Source organism: Candidatus Blochmannia sayi (nom. nud.), assembly GCF_059935855.1.
On record NZ_CP011796.1, the window covers coordinates 761,168 to 784,042 of the forward strand.

Below are 22,875 nucleotides of genomic sequence, written 5' to 3' on the forward strand. Positions count from 1 at the left end.
ATTCTTTATTAAGAATGTCAATTTAATAAACAATAAAAACATACGATTATATATAATATTATAAATCTGTAAAAATTATTGTTTTATACCAATTCTAAAAACACCATTTATTCATATAAATATATAAATCACATTTGTTTTTCTTTTTTTTTATTTTATTAATACATTTTATTATAATTTAGTTTTTACATTTTATTTAAAAACGCAATTTATAAACATTATCCATATTAGATAAATCATTATCTTCTGCAATTATTATTATTATTTAACTTAACAATAAAAAATTATTGTTAAATTGACAACCTTAAAACACATTACAAATTATATATAAACAATATAAATATATATAATTATAGCAATCTTTTAAGTATTATAAGAAAATAGATTTCTTTATAATACTTAAAAAAAAATAGGTAATATTATGGTTTATAGTATGACTGCTTTTTCAAGACATGAATCAAAACACGCATGGGGAAATGCTGTTTGGGAAATTTGTTCTGTAAACCAACGTTATTTAAATATTCATATTGATTTGCCTAAACACTTTTATGATTTATCATGGATTATTCGTAAACAAATTAAAAATTCTCTCATTAGAGGACAGATAGAATGCAATTTAAAAATTCAATTAAATACTACTAATAATATAAATAACTTTACCATTAATAAACAATTAGTTCATTGTATTATCTCATCTACAAAATGGATAAAAACATTAATTAATGAAAGCGGTGAAATTAATCCGTTAGAAATTTTATTTTATCCTGGAGTCATAACGTATGAACAAAATAACATAAATAACATTCGTTCCGAACTATTAACTTGTTTCACAAAAACATTGAGTAACTTGATACAAAATAGAGAAAAAGAAGGTATTTTTATAAAAAATAAAATTACAGAACGACTACATCTTATGTATGAAGAAATTAACAAAATCCGCCAATATATTCCTCATGTGCTAGATTGGAAACGAAAAAAACTGTTAGACCAAACAAAAGATGTATGCATTTATGTTGATCCAATACGATTAGAACAAGAGTTATTAACAATAGCTCAAAAAATAGATATTTCAGAAGAAATAGATCGATTAACGAATCATATTAAAGAAATGCACAGAATACTTATTCAAAAAGGATCTATTGGTAGACAATTAGAATTTATAATCCAAGAATTACACAGAGAAGCGAATACTTTAACTTCAAAATCTATAAATTCCAACATTACACAATTAGCGATTTCTTTAAAAATACTTATTGAACAAATACGAGAACAAACTCAAAATATTGAGTAAAAATAAAATATTTATATAATACATTGTACATTTTAATTATTTTTAAAAAAAAATGATTCTTTAAAAAAATAAATTACATTTTATATAAAACTTTATTTTCATAATTATTGATTAAATTACACTATTCTATAGTACATGAAATTTTCACTCTTTAATTAACAAAAAAATATATTTATATATTATCAATATCATATCAAACACTTTACTCAAAAATAAAATTATAAAATTTAAATAAATTTAATTTGTAATGGATAAACTATTTATTAGAAATAACATATAAGTTTATATATATAATTTACTACTATAAATTATATGATATATATCTTTTTAAGATCATTGTTAATAATGAATCAAAATCTAAAAATATATGTATATTTAATAAATATTATTTATCATTCAAAAATAAATTTGTGTTCATTATTTATAAAAAAATAATAAATAAATTTATTTTCATAAAATTTATTTATTATACCCCCCCTAAAACTTTATACCATGAGTATATAAGACTTTTAAATCAAAAATATATCATAAAAAATAAAAAAAATATTTTTAAATATATTTATCAGTAGTTTTCCTTTTTCCTATAGTAATATTTCAAATTTAAAAAAACTCCGATAAAATAAAAAATAATAAATAATTCAAGTTTAATACTGAACATATATATATATTCTAAAGAATAATAATATTTGACTATTTTAATACAACAAAATATTAATTCAGTAAAATCAAACAAAATTGGGAGGTACAAACTATAATAGTTTATTAACAATATTAATACTTATTAAACATAAATAATTGTCTAAAATAGATTATTGACAATAATTTTTTTATAAAATAATACCTTTAGTAATTTATTTTTTGATTTAGATGACTATTGCTGACACTGTCCAATGCAGTTCTATCATAGTCATTTATTGATTCAATATAGAGACTCATAAATATGAATAGATTAACAGATATTTCAAACATGGTCGAATCTTTATCCCGTATTTATCATCGTTTACGCAAAGAAATAAACGGTCAATTAATTAACGAAGGTCTTTCAATGTCAAAAATGAAGATCTTACATCTCATTACTACCGAAAAAACCAGCGCAACAGATATTAAAAATTATATGGGGTTCTCATCAAGAACTGTCGTGACAGTACTAGATGCATTAGAAAAAGATGAAATGTTACGCCGACAACAAAGCCTTACAGATCGCAGAGTTAAATATGTACATATTACAGAAAAGGGACGTGATAAACTACGTATCGCTAAAAATACACACAGCATTATTTTAGACCGTATGTTTTCGCCTTTATCTGATATACAACTTAAAAATTTTAGAGAAGTATGCAATTTACTTGAAATACAACAAAAAATAACGTGATAATTTAATTACATAAACACATACAAAATATAGAAGACCGTTAATAAAAACTTGACAAAATTATATTAGTTATACAAAATGGTAGTGTGTAATACAATATAACTAAACTCACAAAATACATTTTATTAACGGTCTTCTATAAAATTTTTCTTAATAACATGTCATTGTCATATTTATAGTTAATTAATATTAACAATACCCATCAATATTAGATGATTTAAATTAAAAAACCATATATATTTATATACACAATTATATATACGCCACTTAATAATGAAAAAACTAGGGAAATTATGCATCATATCCGCTCCAAGCGGAGCAGGAAAATCTTCTTTAATTCAAGCTTTAATGCAATATAATCGTTTCCCCACTCAAACTAAATTATCTATTTCTTACACTACACGCGTTAAACGATCTGATGAAACACATGGAAAAGATTATTATTTTGTCCCAAAAAAAAAATTTGAATATATGATGCATAAAAATATGTTCTTTGAATACGCTAAAATTTTTAACCATCACTATGGCACTGCCTTAAACGATATTAAGTCCATGTTAAAAGATGGTACACATGTTATATTAAATATTGACTGGAAAGGAGCGCAACAAATTCGTAATAAAATATTAAATAATATTTACAGTATTTTTATTTTACCCCCATCGAAAAAAGAATTAGAGCGAAGATTGCGCCTGAGAGGACAAAATACAGAAAAAAATATCACTATACGTATGAAACGAGCAATAGAAGAAATCAATCATGTTGAAGAATATGATTACATTATTATAAACGACGATTTTAATGTTGCTCTAATACATTTACAATCAATCATATTTTCTGAACAATTACGAATAACACATCAAAAAATACGCTATGCAACGTTAATAAATAACTTGTTACTACCAGATATAATAAAAAATAAGTAAAATATAATACATACAATAATAATACAATCAATTTAATGATATAATTCAAACTAATAAAAGCAATAACTATATAATATATATGGTGAATAACATGAAATGTATAATCGCGCAAGATTCTGTAGAAAAAAATAATAATAGATTCGATTTAATATTGATTGCCGCACGACGTGCTCGTCAAATGCAAATCGATGGAAAAGAAAAATTAATTAGTAATAACAAAAACAATAACGATAAATATACTGTAATTGCTCTTAAAGAAACAGAAGAAAGTTTAATTTCTAAATAAACACTTTTTTTATTTATAAATAAATAATATAAAAATACAATACTATATAAATCGTAAAGCAAATACTTTCGCAACAACGAAACATATAAAAAAAATTAAATTAAACAGCAATTAATTTTAATAACTTATTTTTATTTTTTATAATCAAAGTGATTATTACTAATATAATATACAATTAATGATATATACATATGACCATTAAATAATAATTTAATAAATTAACTAGTATATCATTTTTGATATATCTACTATGTTATACAGTACAATAATTTTTGGGATTCATATAAAATATATAATATTTATTATTACATTTTTTCATATACAACCCTGTATAATATTTAAAAAAACATTAGTATTACTGTTGATGATATATAGTACCGACTAAGTATTTTAATAATGATCACTATATTGATAGTGCATCATCAATTATAATGATTAATTATTATAGTAATAATACCAGACAAATTTTTAACAAAAAAATCAATTTTATTTTAATAAATATGTTATCTATCAATACATTAAAACAGTAATGCCAACATAAATATTTATTAAATAAATTTAGTAAGTTTTGTCATAATAAACATATATATAGTACACAGTTCTGAATTACACAATTTATGAACTGATTACCGCAACATTAAACTATGACAGCTAAGAGAATACATATGGCAGATATTGAAGAAATTTTTTCTATTATTAATGAAAATCAAATAAAATTTGTTGATTTACGTTTTACCGATACAAAAGGCAAAGAACAGCATCTTACCGTTCCTAAAACACAAGTTAATGATCATTTATTCAATAACGGTAAAATTTTTGATGGATCTTCTATCAAAGGATGGAAAGACATTCATGAATCAGATATGATTTTAATGCCTGATCCTACTAGTTTTAGTATAGATCCATTTTACAAAGAACCTACAATAATTATTCGTTGTGATGTACTTGAACCCGGAACTATGAAAAATTATGATAGAGATCCACGATCTATAGCTAAACGAGCAGAAATTTTCTTATGTAATTCTGGTATCGCCGATATCGCAATGTTTGGGCCTGAACCAGAATTTTTTTTATTTGATGATATTCGTTTTGAAACAACAATATCGGGATCTTATGTAGTTATAGATGACAAAGAATCAGCATGGAATAGCGGTAAAATTTACCAAAACGGCAATAAAGGACATCGTCCTCAAATAAAAACTGGATATGCTCCAGTGCCTCCAATAGATTCTTCGCAAAACTTACGATCCAGTATGTCTTTAATAATGGAGAAAATGGGATTAATTGTAGAAGCTCATCATCATGAAGTTGCTACTTCTGGTCAAAATGAAATAGCAACTCGATTTAATACTCTAACTAAAAAAGCCGATGAAATACAAATATACAAATATGTAGTACATAATGTCGCTAATAATTTTGGGAAAACAGCAACCTTTATGCCTAAACCTATTATGCATGATAATGGATCAGGTATGCATTGTCATATCTCTTTATATAAAAATAATATTAATTTATTTTCAGGAACTCAATATGGCAATCTTTCTGACACAGCCTTGTTTTATATTGGAGGCATCTTATATCATGCTAAAGCATTAAATGCTATTACAAATCCCACTACCAATTCCTATAAACGTTTAGTCCCAGATTATGAAGCTCCAGTAATGTTAACTTATTCTGCTTACAATCGTTCCAGTGCGATTCGTATTCCATCTATAATCAAAGAATTAGAAAATATATCATGTCGTATTGAAATTCGTTTCCCCGATCCATCTGCTAATCCTTATTTAGCCTTTTCTGCATTGCTTATGGCTGGATTAGATGGTATTATTAATAAAATTCATCCTGGAGAACCTGTAAATAAAAATTTATATACTATGTTAAAAAAAGAAGCATCATCGATACCACATATGGCTAAATCTCTTGATGAAGCACTCAAATCTTTAAATGAAGATCATAAATTCTTAACGCGAGGAAATGTATTTAGCCAAGATTATATAGATACATATATTGCATTACGTCAAGAAGAAAATAAATTAGTACATGATACCCCGCATCCTATAGAATTTAGTTTATATTATAGTGTTTGATTTAAATTTCTTAAAATATACAAAAATAATAAATATTATGTAAGTGAAGTTATACACCATTTTATGACATAAAATGGTGTATAATCGTTACATATAACAAACTGTTATAATTAAATAATTTAAAACACTAAACTTAAAATATCTAAAAATATTTGTTTTATATATACAAATTTATTTTTTAATAAATATTGAATAAATAAACCATGTAAATTTTGAAAAATTGTTTTTATATTAATATTACTACAATTATATTATCTATAAATATACATACTTATGATACATAACTATCGTGCTACTCGTTTTTCAAAAAGTATATCTAAAATATGTTGTTTACCTAATGAAAAAATAGGTATGGAAGTAGCTTTTATTGGTTATTCTAATAGTGGAAAATCCAGTACAATTAACGCTTTAACCTTTCAAAACAAACTAACTAAAGTAAGTAAAACACCAGGATGTACTCAACTAATTAATTTATTCGTAATTAAATCAGACATTCGTATAATTGATTTTCCTGGTTATGGTTACGTTAAAAAAAAAAGAACATTAAAAAACTATTGGTTTAATATTCTGTGTGAATATTTAAAAAAAAGAAAATCTTTAAAAGGATTGATATTAATAATGGATATTAGACATCCAATGAAAAATTTAGACCAAAAAATAATTAAAAAATCGATTTCTATAAATATTCCAGTTTGTATTTTATTAAATAAATCAGATAAAATATCTAAAAGTATCGCTCAAATTACATACGAAAAAATAACACAAAAAGTAAAAGCAATGTACAACACTTCAACATATGCTCAAATAAAACTTTTTTCCGCTACTAAAAAACACGGAATAGAATCATTAAAAATGGTTCTAAATTATTGGTTAAAAACATCAAAACAATATAATAAATAATAACTGTAACTGACTGTATATAAATTTTTGCAATATGTTGTTTATGCGTACCGTGTAAAATATTACACTAAATAAATTATTTTTTAAAAATTAAAAATAAGTACATAAATATATAAACACTATATTTATAGTATAAAAATACTAATAAAATTAGTGAGCTTGTTCCCAATTTTTCCCAATACCAATATCTACCTTTAATGGTACATCTAAAATAAAACATTCTTCCATTAATTTTCTAACTTGTTTTACAACGATATCTATAGTATCGTGTTGAACTTCAAATACCAATTCGTCATGTACTTGCATAATCATACGCGCTGGAACTGAATCTTTCTGTAACCAATTATCAATAGATATCATTGCTCTTTTTATAATATCAGCGGCGCTTCCTTGCATAGGAGCATTAATAGCTGCTCTTTCGGCGCTTTTCTTTTGAGAAATATTAGTAGAGTAAATATTTGGCAAATATAATTTACGACCATCCAGCGTATATACATAACCATATTTATTGGCATGTTCTCGAATATACACCATATACTTCATAACTCCAGGATAACGTTTAAAATAACGATCCACATATTTTTGAGCTTCTTTACATGTTACTGATAATTGACGTGCTAACCCAAATGCACTCATCCCATAAATTAATCCAAAATTAATAGTTTTAGCCCGATGTCTTTGTTCATCAGTAACCAAATGTAATGCAGTAACAAATATTTCAGAAGCTGTTGCAGTATGAATATCTTTTTCAGAAAGAAAATCGTTAATCAATGTAATATCTTGAGAAAGATGCGCCATAATTCTTAGTTCTATTTGTGAATAATCTGCTGCTACAATTAAAAAATTTGTTGGAGCAATAAACGCTTGACGTATCTTTCTTCCATCGTAATTTCTATTTGGAATATTTTGCAAATTAGGGTTAGTAGAAGAAAGACGTCCTGTAGAAGTTCTAGTTTGATTATATGAAGTATGTACTCGATTTGATTGCTTATTAATCATGGTTGTTAACTTATTAGTATAAGTAGATTTTAATTTGGCTAAACCACGATATTGTAAGATAATTTTAGGCATTGGATATTTTCTTGCCAATTTTTTTAATACTTCTTCATTAGTAGAAGGAGCTCCATTAGGTGTTTTTTTTAAAATTGGTAATTTTTGTTTATTATACAAAATTTCTTGTAATTGTTTAGTTGAAGCAAGATTAAAAGGAATATTAACTAACTGATGTGCTTTTGACTCTAAAACATTAAGTCGATAATTTAGTTCTACCGAATGCGCATCAAGTAACTTTTTATCAATTAATACACCATAACTTTCAATACGATGTAAAATAGATATTAAAGGCATCTCTATTTCTTCAAATATTTTTCTCAATTTATTATTTTCTTTTATTTTTGGCCATAAAATATTATGTAAATGAAAAATAGATCTGATAAATTGAGCTGCATATAAAGATTGCATACGTATATTATTAATATCTATAATTATATTATTTTGATTATAATTACTATAAGTTTTCTGAAAATTTATAACAGCGTTAAATATATCTTTGTCTAAAAATTTTTTTATATCCTGATAATTCGCAGTACCATATAAAATATATAACTCTAATATAATATCAAACGCCATACCGACTAAATTTATATTATAACGTTTAAACATGGAATAACTAAATTTTAGATGTTGGCTAATTTTTTTAATTTTTGAGTTTTCTAAAATTGGACGTAAAGTAAACATTGTGTCTTCAATACGTAAAAAATCTTTGTCACCATTAGTTAAATTACTTTTTATAGGAATAAATGCACTTTCCGCTGTATCTATACACAAACATATACTTATAATTTTAGCAGTAGACACATTCAATGTATCTGTACATATACTAAATACAAAAAATTTAGCAGTTCTAATTTTTTCAATCCAATGATACAGCATATCAACACTATATATTATAGTAACAACTTTTTTTTCTTTAGAACAATTCAATAATAGATTTTTTTCTTTATATAAAAATGTATTTTTTAACCATTGACTTGATAACATTTTATTTTCAAATTGATATTTATTAAACCATTTATCTGATTGTATATCCATTAACCAATTTTTGAACTCATATCGCTTAAATAATAATAATAAACTATTCATGTTTGCTTGCTGTATTAATAATTGATATTCTGATTGATTTAAAGATACATTTGTTTTAATAGTTGCTAATTCATAAGAAAGAAAAGCTATATCTTTATGAGTTAACAAAGTGTTTTTTATCGATTTAACACTACGTAATCTCAACATATCAATTTTATCTAAATGATCATACAATACTTTCAAGCTGCCTATATTATTTAACAAAAACTGAGTTGTTTTTTTACCTAATCCTGGAACACCAGGAATATTATCAGAACGATCTCCTGTCAATGCCAAATAATCAGCTATCAGTGTTGGTAATACTCCAAATTTTTTTTCTACTTCTATAGGAGTTAAAATAATATTTGACATAGTATTAATCAAAGTTATTTGAGAAGATACTACTTGAGCCATATCTTTATCTCCTGTACTGATTAATACAGAATTCCCTGATTGCGCGCAAAATACCGCTAAAGTCCCTATTACATCATCCGCTTCTACATTAGGTATTTTGAGCATTGGCAAACCCATAGCTTGTATGATTTCACATAATGGATCAATTTGATCATATAAATCTTTAGGAACATTAGTACGATTAGCTTTATATTTCGCAAATAAATCGTCACGAAATGTTTTACCCATTGCATCAAAAACAATTGCCATATGAGTAGGTTTATATCGTATCAATAGACTTTTGATCATATTGAGTACTCCGTATATTACCCATACTGGTTTTCCATAACTAGTGGTTAACGGTGGAAACGCATGATACGCACGATGTATATAAAAGGAACCATCTACTAAAATTATTGGATTATTTGTAACTGTCGTAACCATAATAATGTTTATGTACGATTTAATCGTATAATAAAGAATAAAAAACAGAACACTGCATATTTTAAAAAAATTACATCCAATTATAGTATTATTATAAATTATAAAATAATGAAATCAAATGAAGTTTAATATTACATTTTTTATAAAATAATTACGCATTATATTATTTTAATATTATATTGAATTAACAATATACCTAATTAAATATAAATAACTAATTATTTTTAATATTTTTATGCATAAAATAAATAATTATAATAATAATAATAATAATGGAATACATCTAAAAAATTATGTCTTATCTATAAGTAAATTTAATAGCTCGCAAAATTGTTGCATGTAAGCATTCACTGAAGATATATCTAATTTGTCATTTTTTATCATATATTTACCATTAACAAACATTGATGGTACTCCTCTTAAATGAAAATTTATTGCTGCTTGTTCTTGATCTATTACTAAAGATTTGACTAATACACTATCCCAAGCGGTATCGAATTCTTTTGCACTAACACCAGATTTAATAAATATTGCACGAATGTCTTCTACGGTGTGAATAGATTGTTGTTTTTGTATCGCTATAAATAATAATGGACTAATTTTATTTTCTATTCCCAACGTCATTGCTACAGCCCAAGCATGTGTTAATTGTTTTCCTAAATTACCTAAAAAATTTACATGATATTTATAAAAATTTACATTTTTAGGCAATGTCCGTTTTATGTTATTAGAAATATGATATACTTGTTCGAATTGATAACAATGCGGACAATAAAAAGAAAAAAATTCTAACAACGTTGGAGCATTTTGAATAGGTTTATTTAATCTAATATATTGTTTTCCTTCAATAATTGAAGATGACATACTTTTATGTGAAAATATCAAAAAAATCACTATAAAGATAATATGTAATTTTTTCATACTCCTCCTAGTCACTATGTAAATACAGTATTTTATATAAAAAAACAAATAATATAATTTTTATGCAAACAAACTATTCTAAATTAAATTAGTATTAATATTAATTTTTTAGGCTCTTTAGTTATTTATGCTCAAAATATATTTGATGAATAATTATTATTTTTAATATATATATATATGCATCTTTTTATTTATGAGTTAAAAATTATTCATAATTTCAATTTGAAATAGATGGAGGATAAACTTTTTTTTTTAAAATAATTTTAATCTATAAAAACAGTTGTTTTATTAATTTTTTTAAATCACAATATATACTAATTTTCATGTAAATAAATAATTTAATTAAAAACATATAAAATTTACATAAATATTTTAATATCAACACTGTATAAAACACATTTTAAATTAATATATAAATAATATAATTAAGAATATTTAATCAATTAAATGAGTTGAGTTGGTAAATGTTTAAAACAGGAGTATGTAGTGATCTTATTTTAAATATGAAATATTACATTATTGATTTTTATTATTATTGATTGATACAACACAATGTTCATATTTAATTGAAAGCATATTTATTTTGATTGTTTTTTATTATGTATAATATCTAACTTATCCCAAATATCATTAATATAATGTTGCACTTCATTGTGCATTTTAATTGGAACACCCCATTCTCTTTCAGTTTCCCCAGGCCATTTATTAGTAGCATCCATACCCATTTTTGCTCCTAAACCAGAAATTGGACTAGAAAAATCAAGATAATCAATTGGGGTATTTTTTATCACTATAGAATCACGAGCAGGATCCATGCGTGTAGTTATAGCCCATACTACATCATTCCAATCTCGCGCATTAATATCTTCATCGCATACAATAATAAATTTAGTGTACATGAATTGTTTTAAACAAGACCATATACCAAAAATTATACGTTTAGCATGTCCAACATATTGTTTTTTTATAGTTACGATAGCTAATCTATATGAACAACCTTCAGGAGGTAAATAAAAATCTATTATTTCTGGAAACTGTTTCTGTATAATAGGTATGAATATTTCATTTAATGCCATTCCAAGAATTGCTGGTTCATCAGGCGGGCGCCCAGTATATGTGGAATGATAAATTGGATTTTTCCTTTGAGTAATATGAGTAATAGTACATATCGGAAATTGATCGGTAGTATTATAATACCCTGTATGATCTCCAAAAGGTCCTTCTGTCGCCATTTTGCCTCGTTCTAAATATCCTTCCAATATAATTTCAGCATTAGCTGGAACATCTAAATCACATGAAATACATTTAATTACTTCAGTTTTACAACCTCTTAACAGGCCAGAAAAAGCATATTCTGATAATGTATCAGGAATTGGCATTACTGCTCCCAATAAAGTAGCTGGATCAGCACCTAATGCTATAGTAATTGGAAATCTTTTTTCTGAAGTATTTTTATCCCATTTTTGAAAATCCAATGCACCACCACGATGAGATAACCATCTTATAATGATTTTATTTTTAGATAACACCTGTTGGCGATAAACTCCTAAATTTTGTCGTTTGCTTTGCGGATCACGAGTTATTGTAATACCCCAAGTAATTGCAGGAGATATATCTTTAGGCCAACAACGCATTATTGGCATACGAGTAATATCTACGTCTTGATTACACTGAATATTCTCTTGACACGGAGCTGTATTTACACGTTTAATAGGCATATTTAAAATATGACGCAAATGAGGTATTTTAGAAAAAAAATCACTTAATCCTGTCGGTAATTCAGGTTCTCTTAAAAAAGCAAGTAATTTTCCAACATTACGCAACGATACAATATTTTTTTTTCCCATACTTAAGGCTATTCTTTCAGGAGTACCGAATAAATTACAAAGAACAGGCATTGAATATCCTTTAGGATTTTCAAAAAATAGTGCTGGTCCTTTAGATTTAATAGTACGATCAGCAATTTCTGTCATTTCTAAATTAGGATGAATAGGAAAAGTAATTCGCTTTAAATCTCCTTTACATTCTAAAATTTTAATAAAATCACGCAAATCTTTATACTTCATGATATTTATATACGATTATTCAATTAATATTTACAATCAACAATGTAATATTCATTTATTTTCAATAATAATAATTATTATACAGGTAAATACTCATATTTTATAAAAAAGAATAAATCAAATGATTTAAATTTCAATTAAATTTAATATAATTAGAAATATATTTATTTATAAATTTATAATTATGATTATAATCATAAATATTGTATTTATTCAGAAAAATAATTTTTTAAATATATAATTATAAAATGTTTTTATATGATTCAAATGAATTACTATAAAATAGTAAAAATTTAAATGAATATAATAGTAATAATATTGCAACTATTTAGTGTATGGTACGTTTCCAGCCTATCGCCCAAATAAGAACTCCAATTACAAACAAAGAGACAGCAAAAATTTTAATATATTTACTTTGTAAATAAAAAAAAACACTACTGATTACTAATATTGCTCCAATACCAAATAAGAACAATGCTTGATTCTGTTTAGTGCGTTGTATACTTAATTCTGTAATTAATATTTCTATTTTCTTTTGTAATATGCAAGAACGTTTAAATTCATTAGATAAAAAAACAGGTAATTCTGGGATTTTATCGATCCAGTGTGGCATTTTATCTTTTAATGTACATATAATTGTCGTCAGTTTTAGTTGATCTTGCATCCACTTTTCAAAAAAAGGTCTAGCAGATTTCCATAAATTTAAGTGAGGATATATTTGTCTAACTATGCCTTCAACATATAATAAAGTTTTGTGTAATAAAATTAATTGAGGTTGAATCTCCATATTAAAAGATCGCGCAGTGTTGAATAAATACAGTAATATTTTGCTGAAAGGAATGTTTTCCAATTGTTGTTCAAAAATCGGCTCAAACACTGTTCTCATAGCACATTCGAAATCTTCAATATTAGTATCTACAGGTATCCAACCGGAATCAAGATGTAATTCAGCTATTTTACGGTAATCACGATTAAAAAATGCGATAAAATTTGCTGCTAAATAATATTTATCTTTTTTATTTAAAGACCCAACAATACCGCAATCAATACTAATGTATTGAGGATTTTCTGGATGTTTATAACTCACAAAAATATTACCAGGATGCATATCTCCATGAAAAAAACTATCTCTAAATACTTGAGTAAAAAATACTTCTATTCCGCGTTCTGCTAATAGTCTCATATTAGTTTTTTGTTTTTTTAACGATATTATATCGTATATAGGTATTCCATAAATGCGCTCCATTACCATAACATTTTCACTACAAAAATTTACATATACTTCAGGTACATATAATATTTTGCTTTTTTTAAAATTTCTTCTTAAGTGAATGGTATTCGCTGTTTCTTTTAATAAATTAAGTTCGTTAAAAAGAGTTTTCTCATACTCCGAAACAACTTCTGAAAACTTGAATTTTCGACCTTCTGGTAGAAATTTGTAAATCCAATTAGATAATCTATACATCAAACATATATCTATTTTAATAATAGGCAAAAGACCTGGACGAATAACTTTAATTACTACATCTTTATTATTTTTTTTAAATTTAGCAGAATGTACTTGTGAAATAGATGCAGATGCTAATGGTACCACTTGAAAATCTTTGAACCATGTTTCTAATGATTTTCCGATAGCGCGTTCTATATATGTTTTAGCAAGCATTCCATCAAAAGGTTCGACACGATCCTGTAACATTGCTAATTGGTCAATAATAGAATCTGAAAATATATCATGACGAGTAGAAAGCATTTGTCCAAATTTAATCCATATCGGACCTAATGTTTGTAATGCTAAGCGAAACCGTTCCCCTAAAGTTAATCGAGAATATTTATTTAAAATACGTAATAAAAATCTATCGCCTATTCTTAACGGAAAAATTAATCGGTGAGTAGGGATAAAATCACTTAATCCATAATTAATTACTATTTTTAATATAGAACAAAATCTATATAATTCAGTAACAACCATTATATTTCCTCTAATTTGTTTAAATAATTGAATAAAAATATCTATTTTATATTCAAATAAATTTCATTATGAGAATTATAATCCCAACAATAAATTTGAAACAATTTTCATTAGCAACAAATTTCAGTTTAAGTAATTTATATGATATTTTTTTAATTTAATCTTAAAAATATTTAATCATATAAATTACATCTTTCGATAAAAATCATACGCTTATACAAAAAATAATAAAGTTCGAAATCTGATAACATACAAACATTTAATTAAATATCGTACTAACAGTACATACGTATATTTGATTATTTTTATTAGAATAAAAATATATTTGAAATATTGTCGTATCTTGTAGTAATTTATTAACAACAATATAAATAATAAACACAACATATATATCATCAATATGATTCATAAGTTTTGAAGTATTATATGTCTGTCTGTATAATTATTTATTTATTGTTAAAATATAAAAAGATTGAATATTATAATTTTGTGAGAATCTGATAATAGAATATTTATTTTTTTTAAAATATTCAATAAACATTAATTTATCTTGATTACTATAAATAAATATTTAAAATACTAATTTTATTGAATTAATCAAATATAAATATATAATATGTATTACTTATATGCACAATGTAATACAGCAATTCCATAAGTCATATTGAAATACTTAACATCTCTAAATCCTGTTTGTATTATCATATCTTTTAAAGTTTCTTGATTTGGGTGCATACGAATAGATTCTACAAGATAATGATAACTATTAGAATCTTGAGTTATAAATTCTCCTATTTTAGGTAAAACATGAAATGAATATAAATTATATATTTTATTTAATAATTTAAAAATAGGCACACCAAAATCTAAAATCAATAATTTACCTTGAGGTTTTAAGATTCTGTACATTGAAAATAATGCTTGTTCTTTGTTTGTAAAATTACGTAAACCGAAGGCAACAGCAACACAATCAAAAGTATTTTCAGAAAAAGGTAAAGCTTCAGCATCAGCTTGTATATACATAACATTGTTTAATATCCCTAAATTGCGCAATCTTTTTTTTCCTATATGCAACATAGAATCATTAATATCTACCAATATTACCATTCCTGTATTACCTACTAATCGTGAAAACTTAATACTTAAATCTCCAGTACCTCCAGCTAAATCTAAAACTTTGTATCCAGTAAATACCCCACTATGACAAATAGTAAATTGTTTCCATATTCTGTGTATACCGAATGACATTAAATCATTCATTAAATCATATTTTGATGCTACAGCATGAAATATATTAGACACTAAAGATGTTTTTTCGTTTGTAAAAACATTTCGAAACCCGAAATGGGTTACGTCTTTATTATATTTATTGTGCATGTTTATTCATTGTCATGATGGTTAATATGAATAATAATCTATCTATTAACACAATATTCAATAAAATAATATTAAATATCTTTTTATTAAGAATCTGTTAGAGATTCATGGTATTTATTTAAATCAATGTTATTTTTAAAATTAGATGAATCAGGAGTATTAATTTGTTTATCAGATAAAAATGGAGAATGAGATGAAATAGTTGCAGTATCAGTAATGATTGGCTGTTTTATTTGTACTCCAAGTGTTCGGAAGCTTTCTGCTTGACTAATAATATTTCCTTTTCCTTCAGAAAATTTATTTTTTGCTGCATTATAAATAACTTCCGCTTTATTTAAATATACACCAATTTTATTTAAATCATCCATAAATAATCGCAGTTTGTCATATAAGCGTCCTGCTTTATCAGCAATTTTTGAAGAATAACGATTTTGATATTCATAACGCCATAAGTTATTAATAGTACGTAAAGCTACCAGTAATGTCGTAGGACTAATTAACATTATATTAGATCGCATAGCATCTGTTAACAATGATATTTCTTGTTGAATAGCTAATATAAACGCTGATTCAATAGGAACAAACATTAAAATATAATCTAATGTATTTAATCCAAATAATTTTTGATAATCTTTTTTACTTAATAATTTTATATGAGTGCGTAATGAATGCACATGATCAACTATAGCTGATCGTTGTTCTTCTTTATTATTACTGTTGAAATAACGTTCATAAGCTATTAAAGATACCTTAGAGTCAACTACTACTTCTTTGCCGTGAGGTAAATGTATAACTACATCAGGTTGTAATCTATTTCCATCAGTTTGTTTTATATTGACTTGCACATGAAATTCATGACCTTCACGCATGCCAGAAGCTTCTAATGCACGAATTAAAATCATTTCTCCCCAACTTCCTTGAGTTTTATTGTTTCCTTTTAACGCTTGAGTTAAATTGATGGTTTCTTGAGTAATTTTTGCATTTAATTGATGTAAATTACGAATTTCATAAGTTAAAGTATGTTTCGTTTGTTCTTCTTTTTCGAAGTTGTTTTGCATTTGATTTTTAAATCCTTCTAATTGTTTTTGCAATGGATATAACATTTTATCAAGAGTAATACGATTTTGTTTATCTATTCTATATCCATTTTCTTCAAAAATACGATTAGCCAAATTTTCAAATTGCATAGTTAATTTTTTTTCATTGTCAATAAATAATTTTTTATTCTCTTCTGTTGCATGCTTATATTCTTCTAAACGAACATTTAATTCTTTTAATTTCAATGCTTGAGCATGATTTAAATTCAATTGAACATGTAATTCATTATCTAATTGTTCGCATTTTTTATGATAATAATCTAATAATTTTAATCGTTCTTCGGCAGTAGATAATTTACCATGTAATTCATATACTGTTTGTAATTCATGTTGCAATTTCTGTTCAATATTACAACGCAAAGCAAATTCATTTTTTAAATCTTGTGTGGCTATGCATAAAGCACGCTCATATGCTATACAATCGTTTTTATATTTATTGATATAACGTTTTTCTAGAATTTTAAATAATATTCCGGTTACTAAAAAAATTACAAACACACTTATTATATTATACAAATAAAATGGAACTATTATCATTTATTTTATATTTTCAAAATAATCAATTATGCAAATTAATGTTAATAATATTTTATTAAGAACGCGTTACTTATAACACTGTTATAGATTATATTTATATACATATATACACATCATATATCTAAGAATACATTTATCAATTTTTATTTATTAAACATTATGTTTAATAAATTCAAACAAATAATAATTTAATCACATAATGCTATAATAATAATATTAAAAAAGATCGCTATTTTGAGTTAATAAAATACGAGCGCCTTCTATTACAACTTTAATTGACATATATTCAGCATTTTGAATCGAACTTATTTTTGGAATTTCTTGTTCCGTACGATTTACAATAATGCTTAAAACAACACCAGCCCGTAATCCCTGAGTGGCACACATAGTTAACAATGTTGAAGATTCCATTTCGTAACTCATTACTCCCATTTTTTTCCATTCTTTCATAGAACCATGCAATCTTTGAATGACCCTTCCAGAATATGTATCTAATCTTTCTTGTCCAGGATAAAATGTATCAGAAGAAATAGTTATACCAGAATGCGACCTAATACCAATTATTTTGGTAGCTTTAATTAAAGCTATACTACATGATAAATCCGAAACCGCTGGAAATTCTAATGGAGCAAAATGTTGACTAGCACCATCACAACGAATAGCAGCAGTGGCAATTAATACATCACCTATTTTTATATGATTTTGTATTGCTCCGGCAGTACCTATACGCAAAAATGTACGTATACCTAATTGAGATAATTCTTCTACTACAATGGATGTAGATGGTCCGCCAATACCTGTAGAACAAATAATTACTGTATTATCATGGATTTTTGCAGACCAAATAGTAAATTCTCGATTACTAGAAATATATTTTGGATTATCCATTAATAACGCAATTTTTTTAACTCTATTTGGATCCCCCGGAAGAATAGCTAAGGTAGCTCCTTGTAGAGTTTTAATGTTTAAATCTAAATGAAACATATTATTGAACATATTTTAATAGATTGTTATATTATTTTTACATAAGTTATATTTTTATTAAACAAAAAGTAAAAAATATAATATTATATTTTTTGTTAAGCTGTAATAAAATGAACAGATTGTGGTTGGTCTCTCACAACCACAATCTGTTCATTTTATCACAGGACCAATTTTTATGCAACCATTTTATTATATAATTTTGTATTAACTATATGTTATGTTCAGAATAGTATTGTTTTCGTAATATTTTCGCTGCAGACACCATATTACTTAGTGATTGTCTGATTTCAGTCCATGATCTTGTTTTTAATCCACAATCAGGGTTTATCCATAAACGTTTTTTTGGAATATATTTTAATAATTGATATATTTTTTCAATGAGATCTTTTTGAGTGGGTATGTGCGGAGAATGGATATCATATATACCTGGACCAATTTCATTTATATTTTTTGTTAAATGTTGTATAGATTTTAATAATTTTTCATTTGATCGGGATGCTTCTATACTGATTACGTCTACGTCTAACTTTATAATAGCATGAATAATATCACTGAATTCAGAATAACACATATGAGTATGAATTTGAGTATCATCTTGTACTGATGATGTAGTTATTTTAAATGCATTTACTGCCCATTTTAAATATTGAATTTGATTAGAATTTTTTAAGGGTAATCCTTCTCGTAGGGCTGGTTCATCAATTTGTATTATTTTGACACCAGATTTTTCTAGATCCATTACTTCATCACGTATCGATAAGGCTAATTGTAATGCAATTGCTTGATGTTGTATATCTTCGCGTAAAAATGACCAAGACATTATAGTTATGGGTCCTGTCAATATACCTTTAATTGGTTTATTAGTTAATGATTGTGCGTAATTTATCCATTTTGTAGTAATGGGTTTTGAACGACTGATATCACCAATGATTACTGGGGGTTTTACACAGCGTGATCCATAACTTTGTACCCATCCGTTTTGAGTAAATATAAATCCATTTAAATTTTCTCCAAAATATTCTACCATATCATTTCGTTCAGGTTCTCCATGGACTAGTACGTCTAGATTTAATTTTTCTTGTTCTGCGATAATTTGTTGAATATAATTTTTAATACTGTTGTGATAATTTTTTTTATCAATTTTTTTATTTTTAAAGTTTGAACGAATTGTACGGAGTTCTTCAGTTTGAGGGAATGAACCTATAGTAGTTGTTGGAAATAGTGGCAAATTAAGTTTTTTATTTTGTAATACGGTTCGCGTTGTGTATGGAGTATGTCGAGTACATGAAATTTCATTAATATGTTTAAGACGTTCTTTAATATATGGATCATTAATTTTATTGGAATAAGATCTTGAATTATTAGAAATATAATATTTATTAAGTATTTCTTCATATGAAGAATCGTTTATATTTTTAGCGTTTAAAGCGTCGCATAGCGTTTTTATTTCGACGCATTTTTGTAATGCAAAAGCAAACCATTCTTTGATATGTTTATCTAATTTTGTTTCTAGATTTAAGTCAATTGGAGTGTGTAATAAAGAGCAAGAAGAACCTATCCACAATTCACGTTCCTTTAATAAAGGAGATAATTTTTTGAACCAATCATATAGATTAGTTTTCCATATATTGCGTCCATTAATCACTCCTGCTGACAATATCCAATGTTTTGGTAATTGTGTGTGAAGTAATGGTATGTTATCGGAGGTAGATACTAAGTCCACATGGATACCATCTACTTGCAGTTGTTTGATGGTATCCATGTGGTGATATATGTTATCGAAATAAGTGGTTAATAACAATTTAACTTTACCATGAAGTTGTTCATAAACCTTGAAGTATGCTTTTATCCATTGTGATGGTAGTTCTAAAACTAGGATAGGTTCGTCAATTTGTACCCAATTGATATTTTTTTGTGATAGTATATTCAGTATTTCTTGGTATACTGATATAAGAGCAGGGAGTAGTGATAGTCGATTAAATTTTCCTTCTTTTACTTTTCCTAACCAAAGGTAACTAATTGGCCCAAGTAATATTGGTTTTATTTTATATCCCAAGAATAGAGCTTCATCTATTTCATCGAATAATTGAGTCCAATTTAATTTGAATTCTTGATTTTGAATAAATTCAGGTACTATATAATGATAATTTGTGTTGAACCATTTTTTCATTTCTGAAGGTGGTATTGATGTTGTGTTTATAAGGTAACCTCGACTTATTCTAAATAGTGTATTTAAAGTAATATTTTCTTGATGAATGCGGTGTCTATTTGGGATATTATTAAGCATTAGGCTGGTAGTTAAAACGTGATCATACCATGCAAAATCACCTACTGGAACATAATCTATACCAGCTTCTTTTTGTTGTTTCCAATGACGCATACGTAACATACGACCTATTTCTGCTAATTTGTTTTGTTTTATTTTTCCGTTCCAATAGTTTTCTAAAGCATATTTTAGCTCTCTATGTAATCCGATACGAGGAAATCCTAGTGTATGACCAATGATTGTCATAATTTACTCCATGAATTGTTTTGACTATATAAAGTAGTTTTTGAAAAATAATTAGAATTAAAAATTATTTTTAACAGAAAATTATTACATTATCACATAATAAATTTGAGTCTGTTTCAAAATTAATTGATAAACTAATACTTTAATGATACATGAATATATGTGATAACAAAAGGTTTTTTAAAAAATAAGGTGTAATGTATTGGCATGTTATATTATATCTTATCTTATAAGATAAGAATTGCTGTTTATATAGAGTTAAATAAATTCAATTATGTATATAAACAATATTTGATAGTTTATTCTGATTTTTTTTTATAGGAGTATTCTATAAGTAGAATAGTTTTAATTTTGAATTATTGACTTCATTTTTCTCATGGCATTTTTTTCTAATTGACGTACTCGTTCGGCAGAAACCCCGTATTTATTAGCTAATTCTTGTAAAGTACTTTTATTTTCTATATTTAACCATCGTGATCGAATAATATGTTGACTACGTTTATCTAAAGTGTTTAGAGCTGTATTAAGTTTGTCGCTAACTTGATCAATCCATTCATCTTCTTCATTGGAAATAATGATCTTATCTTGTAGATATAGTATAGGTGTTGTGAAGATTCCTCTGTTGTCTTCATCTGAAGATGATTCAAAAGTCATATCTTGTGCTGTCATACGGGATTCCATTTCACGTACATCTTTGCTAGTTACGTTTAATGCCTTTGCAACTATCTCAATTTCTCCTGCGTTAAACCAACCCAGTCGCTGTTTAGTTTTTCGTAGATTGAAAAATAATTTACGTTGTGCTTTGGTGGTAGCTATTTTTACAATGCGCCAGTTTTTTAGAACATATTCATGAATTTCTGATTTAATCCAATGCACAGCAAATGATACTAAACGAACATTTAGTTCCGGATTAAATCGACGCACAGCTTTCATTAAACCAATATTACCTTCTTGGATTAAATCAGCTTGTGGTAATCCATAACCGGAATAATTACGTGCAATGTGAACAACGAATCTTAAGTGCGATACAATTAGTTTCTTTGCAGCATCTAAATCTCCATGATAATATAAACGTTTAGCTAGTTCTTTTTCTTCTTCTGTTGTAAGCATAGAATAAGTATTGGCTGCTCTTATGTAGGATTCTAAGGTTCCTTGAGGAATTAAAGTTGTGTTTTTTTGAGTATTTTTGGGCATTTATTTTCCTAATATGATTTTATTATGTCAAAATAATGTGACATTAAATACTATATAATTATAACGTAATTATTATTTAGTTTTGTTTGTAAGTATAACTAACTCATAATATCAAAATTTCTTGTATTAATCAATATAACCTTAATGAATGATAATATTAAATGTAGTTTTAAGAATAAATTTGACTGTTTGGGGAGGAGTACATATTGATTTTAAAAAAAAATATATTTTATGGTGTTTTGTTTAAATCTTTATTTTTTTATACAAGATATTAAGTGGTGTATTTTTTAATTGTTTGTAGTTTTTGTTTAAATTTTGTTTTTATCGATGTTTGGTATATATTTGGTTTTATTATGGATTATAAGGGTATGTTTTTGTGTGGTTTGAAATTTATATTATT

Annotated in this window: 14 protein-coding genes and 1 pseudogene; 6 read left to right on the plus strand and 9 right to left on the minus strand. The window is 25.6% G+C overall.

Going from position 1 to position 22,875, the window contains the following annotated elements; genetic code table 11:
- The first annotated feature begins 433 nt into the window (after positions 1–433).
- From Bsayi582_RS03170 to yihA, 6 genes and pseudogenes are all read left to right on the plus strand, one after another.
- A complete protein-coding gene (locus tag Bsayi582_RS03170) occupies positions 434–1,291 on the plus strand; it encodes a YicC/YloC family endoribonuclease (RefSeq protein WP_500815760.1) in 858 nt (285 codons plus the stop codon).
- 940 nt (positions 1,292–2,231) lie between these two features.
- Positions 2,232–2,663: a MarR family winged helix-turn-helix transcriptional regulator gene (locus Bsayi582_RS03175; RefSeq protein WP_500815761.1), complete on the plus strand. Its 432-nt coding sequence runs from the start codon at positions 2,232–2,234 to the stop codon at positions 2,661–2,663.
- A 273-nt stretch (positions 2,664–2,936) separates the two neighbouring features.
- Positions 2,937–3,587, plus strand: a complete 651-nt coding sequence (gene gmk / locus Bsayi582_RS03180) for a guanylate kinase (RefSeq protein ID WP_500815762.1) — start codon at positions 2,937–2,939, stop codon at positions 3,585–3,587.
- A gap of 91 nt (positions 3,588–3,678) precedes the next feature.
- A pseudogene (gene rpoZ / locus Bsayi582_RS03185) lies at positions 3,679–3,867 on the plus strand (DNA-directed RNA polymerase subunit omega); the annotation flags it as partial.
- A gap of 671 nt (positions 3,868–4,538) precedes the next feature.
- Positions 4,539–5,960 carry a type I glutamate--ammonia ligase gene (gene glnA / locus Bsayi582_RS03190; RefSeq protein WP_500816113.1) on the plus strand — a complete coding sequence of 474 codons (1,422 nt, stop codon included), beginning with the start codon at positions 4,539–4,541 and terminating at the stop codon, positions 5,958–5,960.
- 273 nt (positions 5,961–6,233) lie between these two features.
- Entirely contained in the window at positions 6,234–6,860 is a 627-nt protein-coding gene (gene yihA / locus Bsayi582_RS03195; protein WP_500815763.1) for a ribosome biogenesis GTP-binding protein YihA/YsxC, read from the plus strand.
- Between the two features lie 150 nt (positions 6,861–7,010).
- Here yihA and polA read toward each other — a convergent pair whose 3' ends face one another.
- The 9 genes from polA to rpoH all read right to left on the minus strand — a co-directional run bounded on the left by polA (position 7,011) and on the right by rpoH (position 22,475).
- The gene (gene polA / locus Bsayi582_RS03200) at positions 7,011–9,818 is read right to left on the minus strand and encodes a DNA polymerase I (protein ID WP_500815764.1); all 2,808 of its coding nucleotides are present in this window, start codon (positions 9,816–9,818) and stop codon (positions 7,011–7,013) included.
- Positions 9,819–10,109: 291 nt separating this feature from the next.
- Positions 10,110–10,739: a thiol:disulfide interchange protein DsbA gene (gene dsbA / locus Bsayi582_RS03205; RefSeq protein WP_500815765.1), complete on the minus strand. Its 630-nt coding sequence runs from the start codon at positions 10,737–10,739 to the stop codon at positions 10,110–10,112.
- Between the two features lie 578 nt (positions 10,740–11,317).
- A complete protein-coding gene (ubiD, locus tag Bsayi582_RS03210) occupies positions 11,318–12,805 on the minus strand; it encodes a 4-hydroxy-3-polyprenylbenzoate decarboxylase (protein WP_500815766.1) in 1,488 nt (495 codons plus the stop codon).
- 328 nt (positions 12,806–13,133) lie between these two features.
- On the minus strand, positions 13,134–14,774 hold the full coding sequence (ubiB, locus tag Bsayi582_RS03215) for a ubiquinone biosynthesis regulatory protein kinase UbiB (protein WP_500815767.1): 1,641 nt from the start codon (positions 14,772–14,774) through the stop codon (positions 13,134–13,136).
- A gap of 621 nt (positions 14,775–15,395) precedes the next feature.
- Entirely contained in the window at positions 15,396–16,151 is a 756-nt protein-coding gene (gene ubiE / locus Bsayi582_RS03220) for a bifunctional demethylmenaquinone methyltransferase/2-methoxy-6-polyprenyl-1,4-benzoquinol methylase UbiE (protein WP_500815768.1), read from the minus strand.
- Between the two features lie 86 nt (positions 16,152–16,237).
- On the minus strand, positions 16,238–17,746 hold the full coding sequence (gene rmuC / locus Bsayi582_RS03225) for a DNA recombination protein RmuC (protein WP_500815769.1): 1,509 nt from the start codon (positions 17,744–17,746) through the stop codon (positions 16,238–16,240).
- A gap of 255 nt (positions 17,747–18,001) precedes the next feature.
- Complete coding sequence (udp, locus tag Bsayi582_RS03230) at positions 18,002–18,781, minus strand: uridine phosphorylase (protein WP_500815770.1); 780 nt, start codon at positions 18,779–18,781, stop codon at positions 18,002–18,004.
- Between the two features lie 196 nt (positions 18,782–18,977).
- Entirely contained in the window at positions 18,978–21,281 is a 2,304-nt protein-coding gene (gene metE, locus Bsayi582_RS03235; RefSeq protein ID WP_500815771.1) for a 5-methyltetrahydropteroyltriglutamate--homocysteine S-methyltransferase, read from the minus strand.
- Positions 21,282–21,626: 345 nt separating this feature from the next.
- Complete coding sequence (gene rpoH / locus Bsayi582_RS03240; RefSeq protein ID WP_500815772.1) at positions 21,627–22,475, minus strand: RNA polymerase sigma factor RpoH; 849 nt, start codon at positions 22,473–22,475, stop codon at positions 21,627–21,629.
- Positions 22,476–22,875: the final 400 nt, after the last annotated feature.

What these genes read in the sequence shown, in the direction of transcription:
- metE (WP_500815771.1), bottom strand. Translation starts at nt 21,281, where the DNA reads ATGACAATCATTGGTCATACACTAGGATTTCCTCGTATCGGATTACAT.
- ubiB (WP_500815767.1), bottom strand. Translation starts at nt 14,774, where the DNA reads ATGGTTGTTACTGAATTATATAGATTTTGTTCTATATTAAAAATAGTA.
- Bsayi582_RS03175 (WP_500815761.1), top strand. Translation starts at nt 2,232, where the DNA reads ATGAATAGATTAACAGATATTTCAAACATGGTCGAATCTTTATCCCGT.
- polA (WP_500815764.1), bottom strand. Translation starts at nt 9,818, where the DNA reads ATGGTTACGACAGTTACAAATAATCCAATAATTTTAGTAGATGGTTCC.
- yihA (WP_500815763.1), top strand. Translation starts at nt 6,234, where the DNA reads ATGATACATAACTATCGTGCTACTCGTTTTTCAAAAAGTATATCTAAA.
- udp (WP_500815770.1), bottom strand. Translation starts at nt 18,781, where the DNA reads ATGTTCAATAATATGTTTCATTTAGATTTAAACATTAAAACTCTACAA.
- dsbA (WP_500815765.1), bottom strand. Translation starts at nt 10,739, where the DNA reads ATGAAAAAATTACATATTATCTTTATAGTGATTTTTTTGATATTTTCA.
- gmk (WP_500815762.1), top strand. Translation starts at nt 2,937, where the DNA reads ATGAAAAAACTAGGGAAATTATGCATCATATCCGCTCCAAGCGGAGCA.
- ubiD (WP_500815766.1), bottom strand. Translation starts at nt 12,805, where the DNA reads ATGAAGTATAAAGATTTGCGTGATTTTATTAAAATTTTAGAATGTAAA.
- Bsayi582_RS03170 (WP_500815760.1), top strand. Translation starts at nt 434, where the DNA reads ATGACTGCTTTTTCAAGACATGAATCAAAACACGCATGGGGAAATGCT.
- rpoH (WP_500815772.1), bottom strand. Translation starts at nt 22,475, where the DNA reads ATGCCCAAAAATACTCAAAAAAACACAACTTTAATTCCTCAAGGAACC.
- ubiE (WP_500815768.1), bottom strand. Translation starts at nt 16,151, where the DNA reads ATGCACAATAAATATAATAAAGACGTAACCCATTTCGGGTTTCGAAAT.
- glnA (WP_500816113.1), top strand. Translation starts at nt 4,539, where the DNA reads ATGGCAGATATTGAAGAAATTTTTTCTATTATTAATGAAAATCAAATA.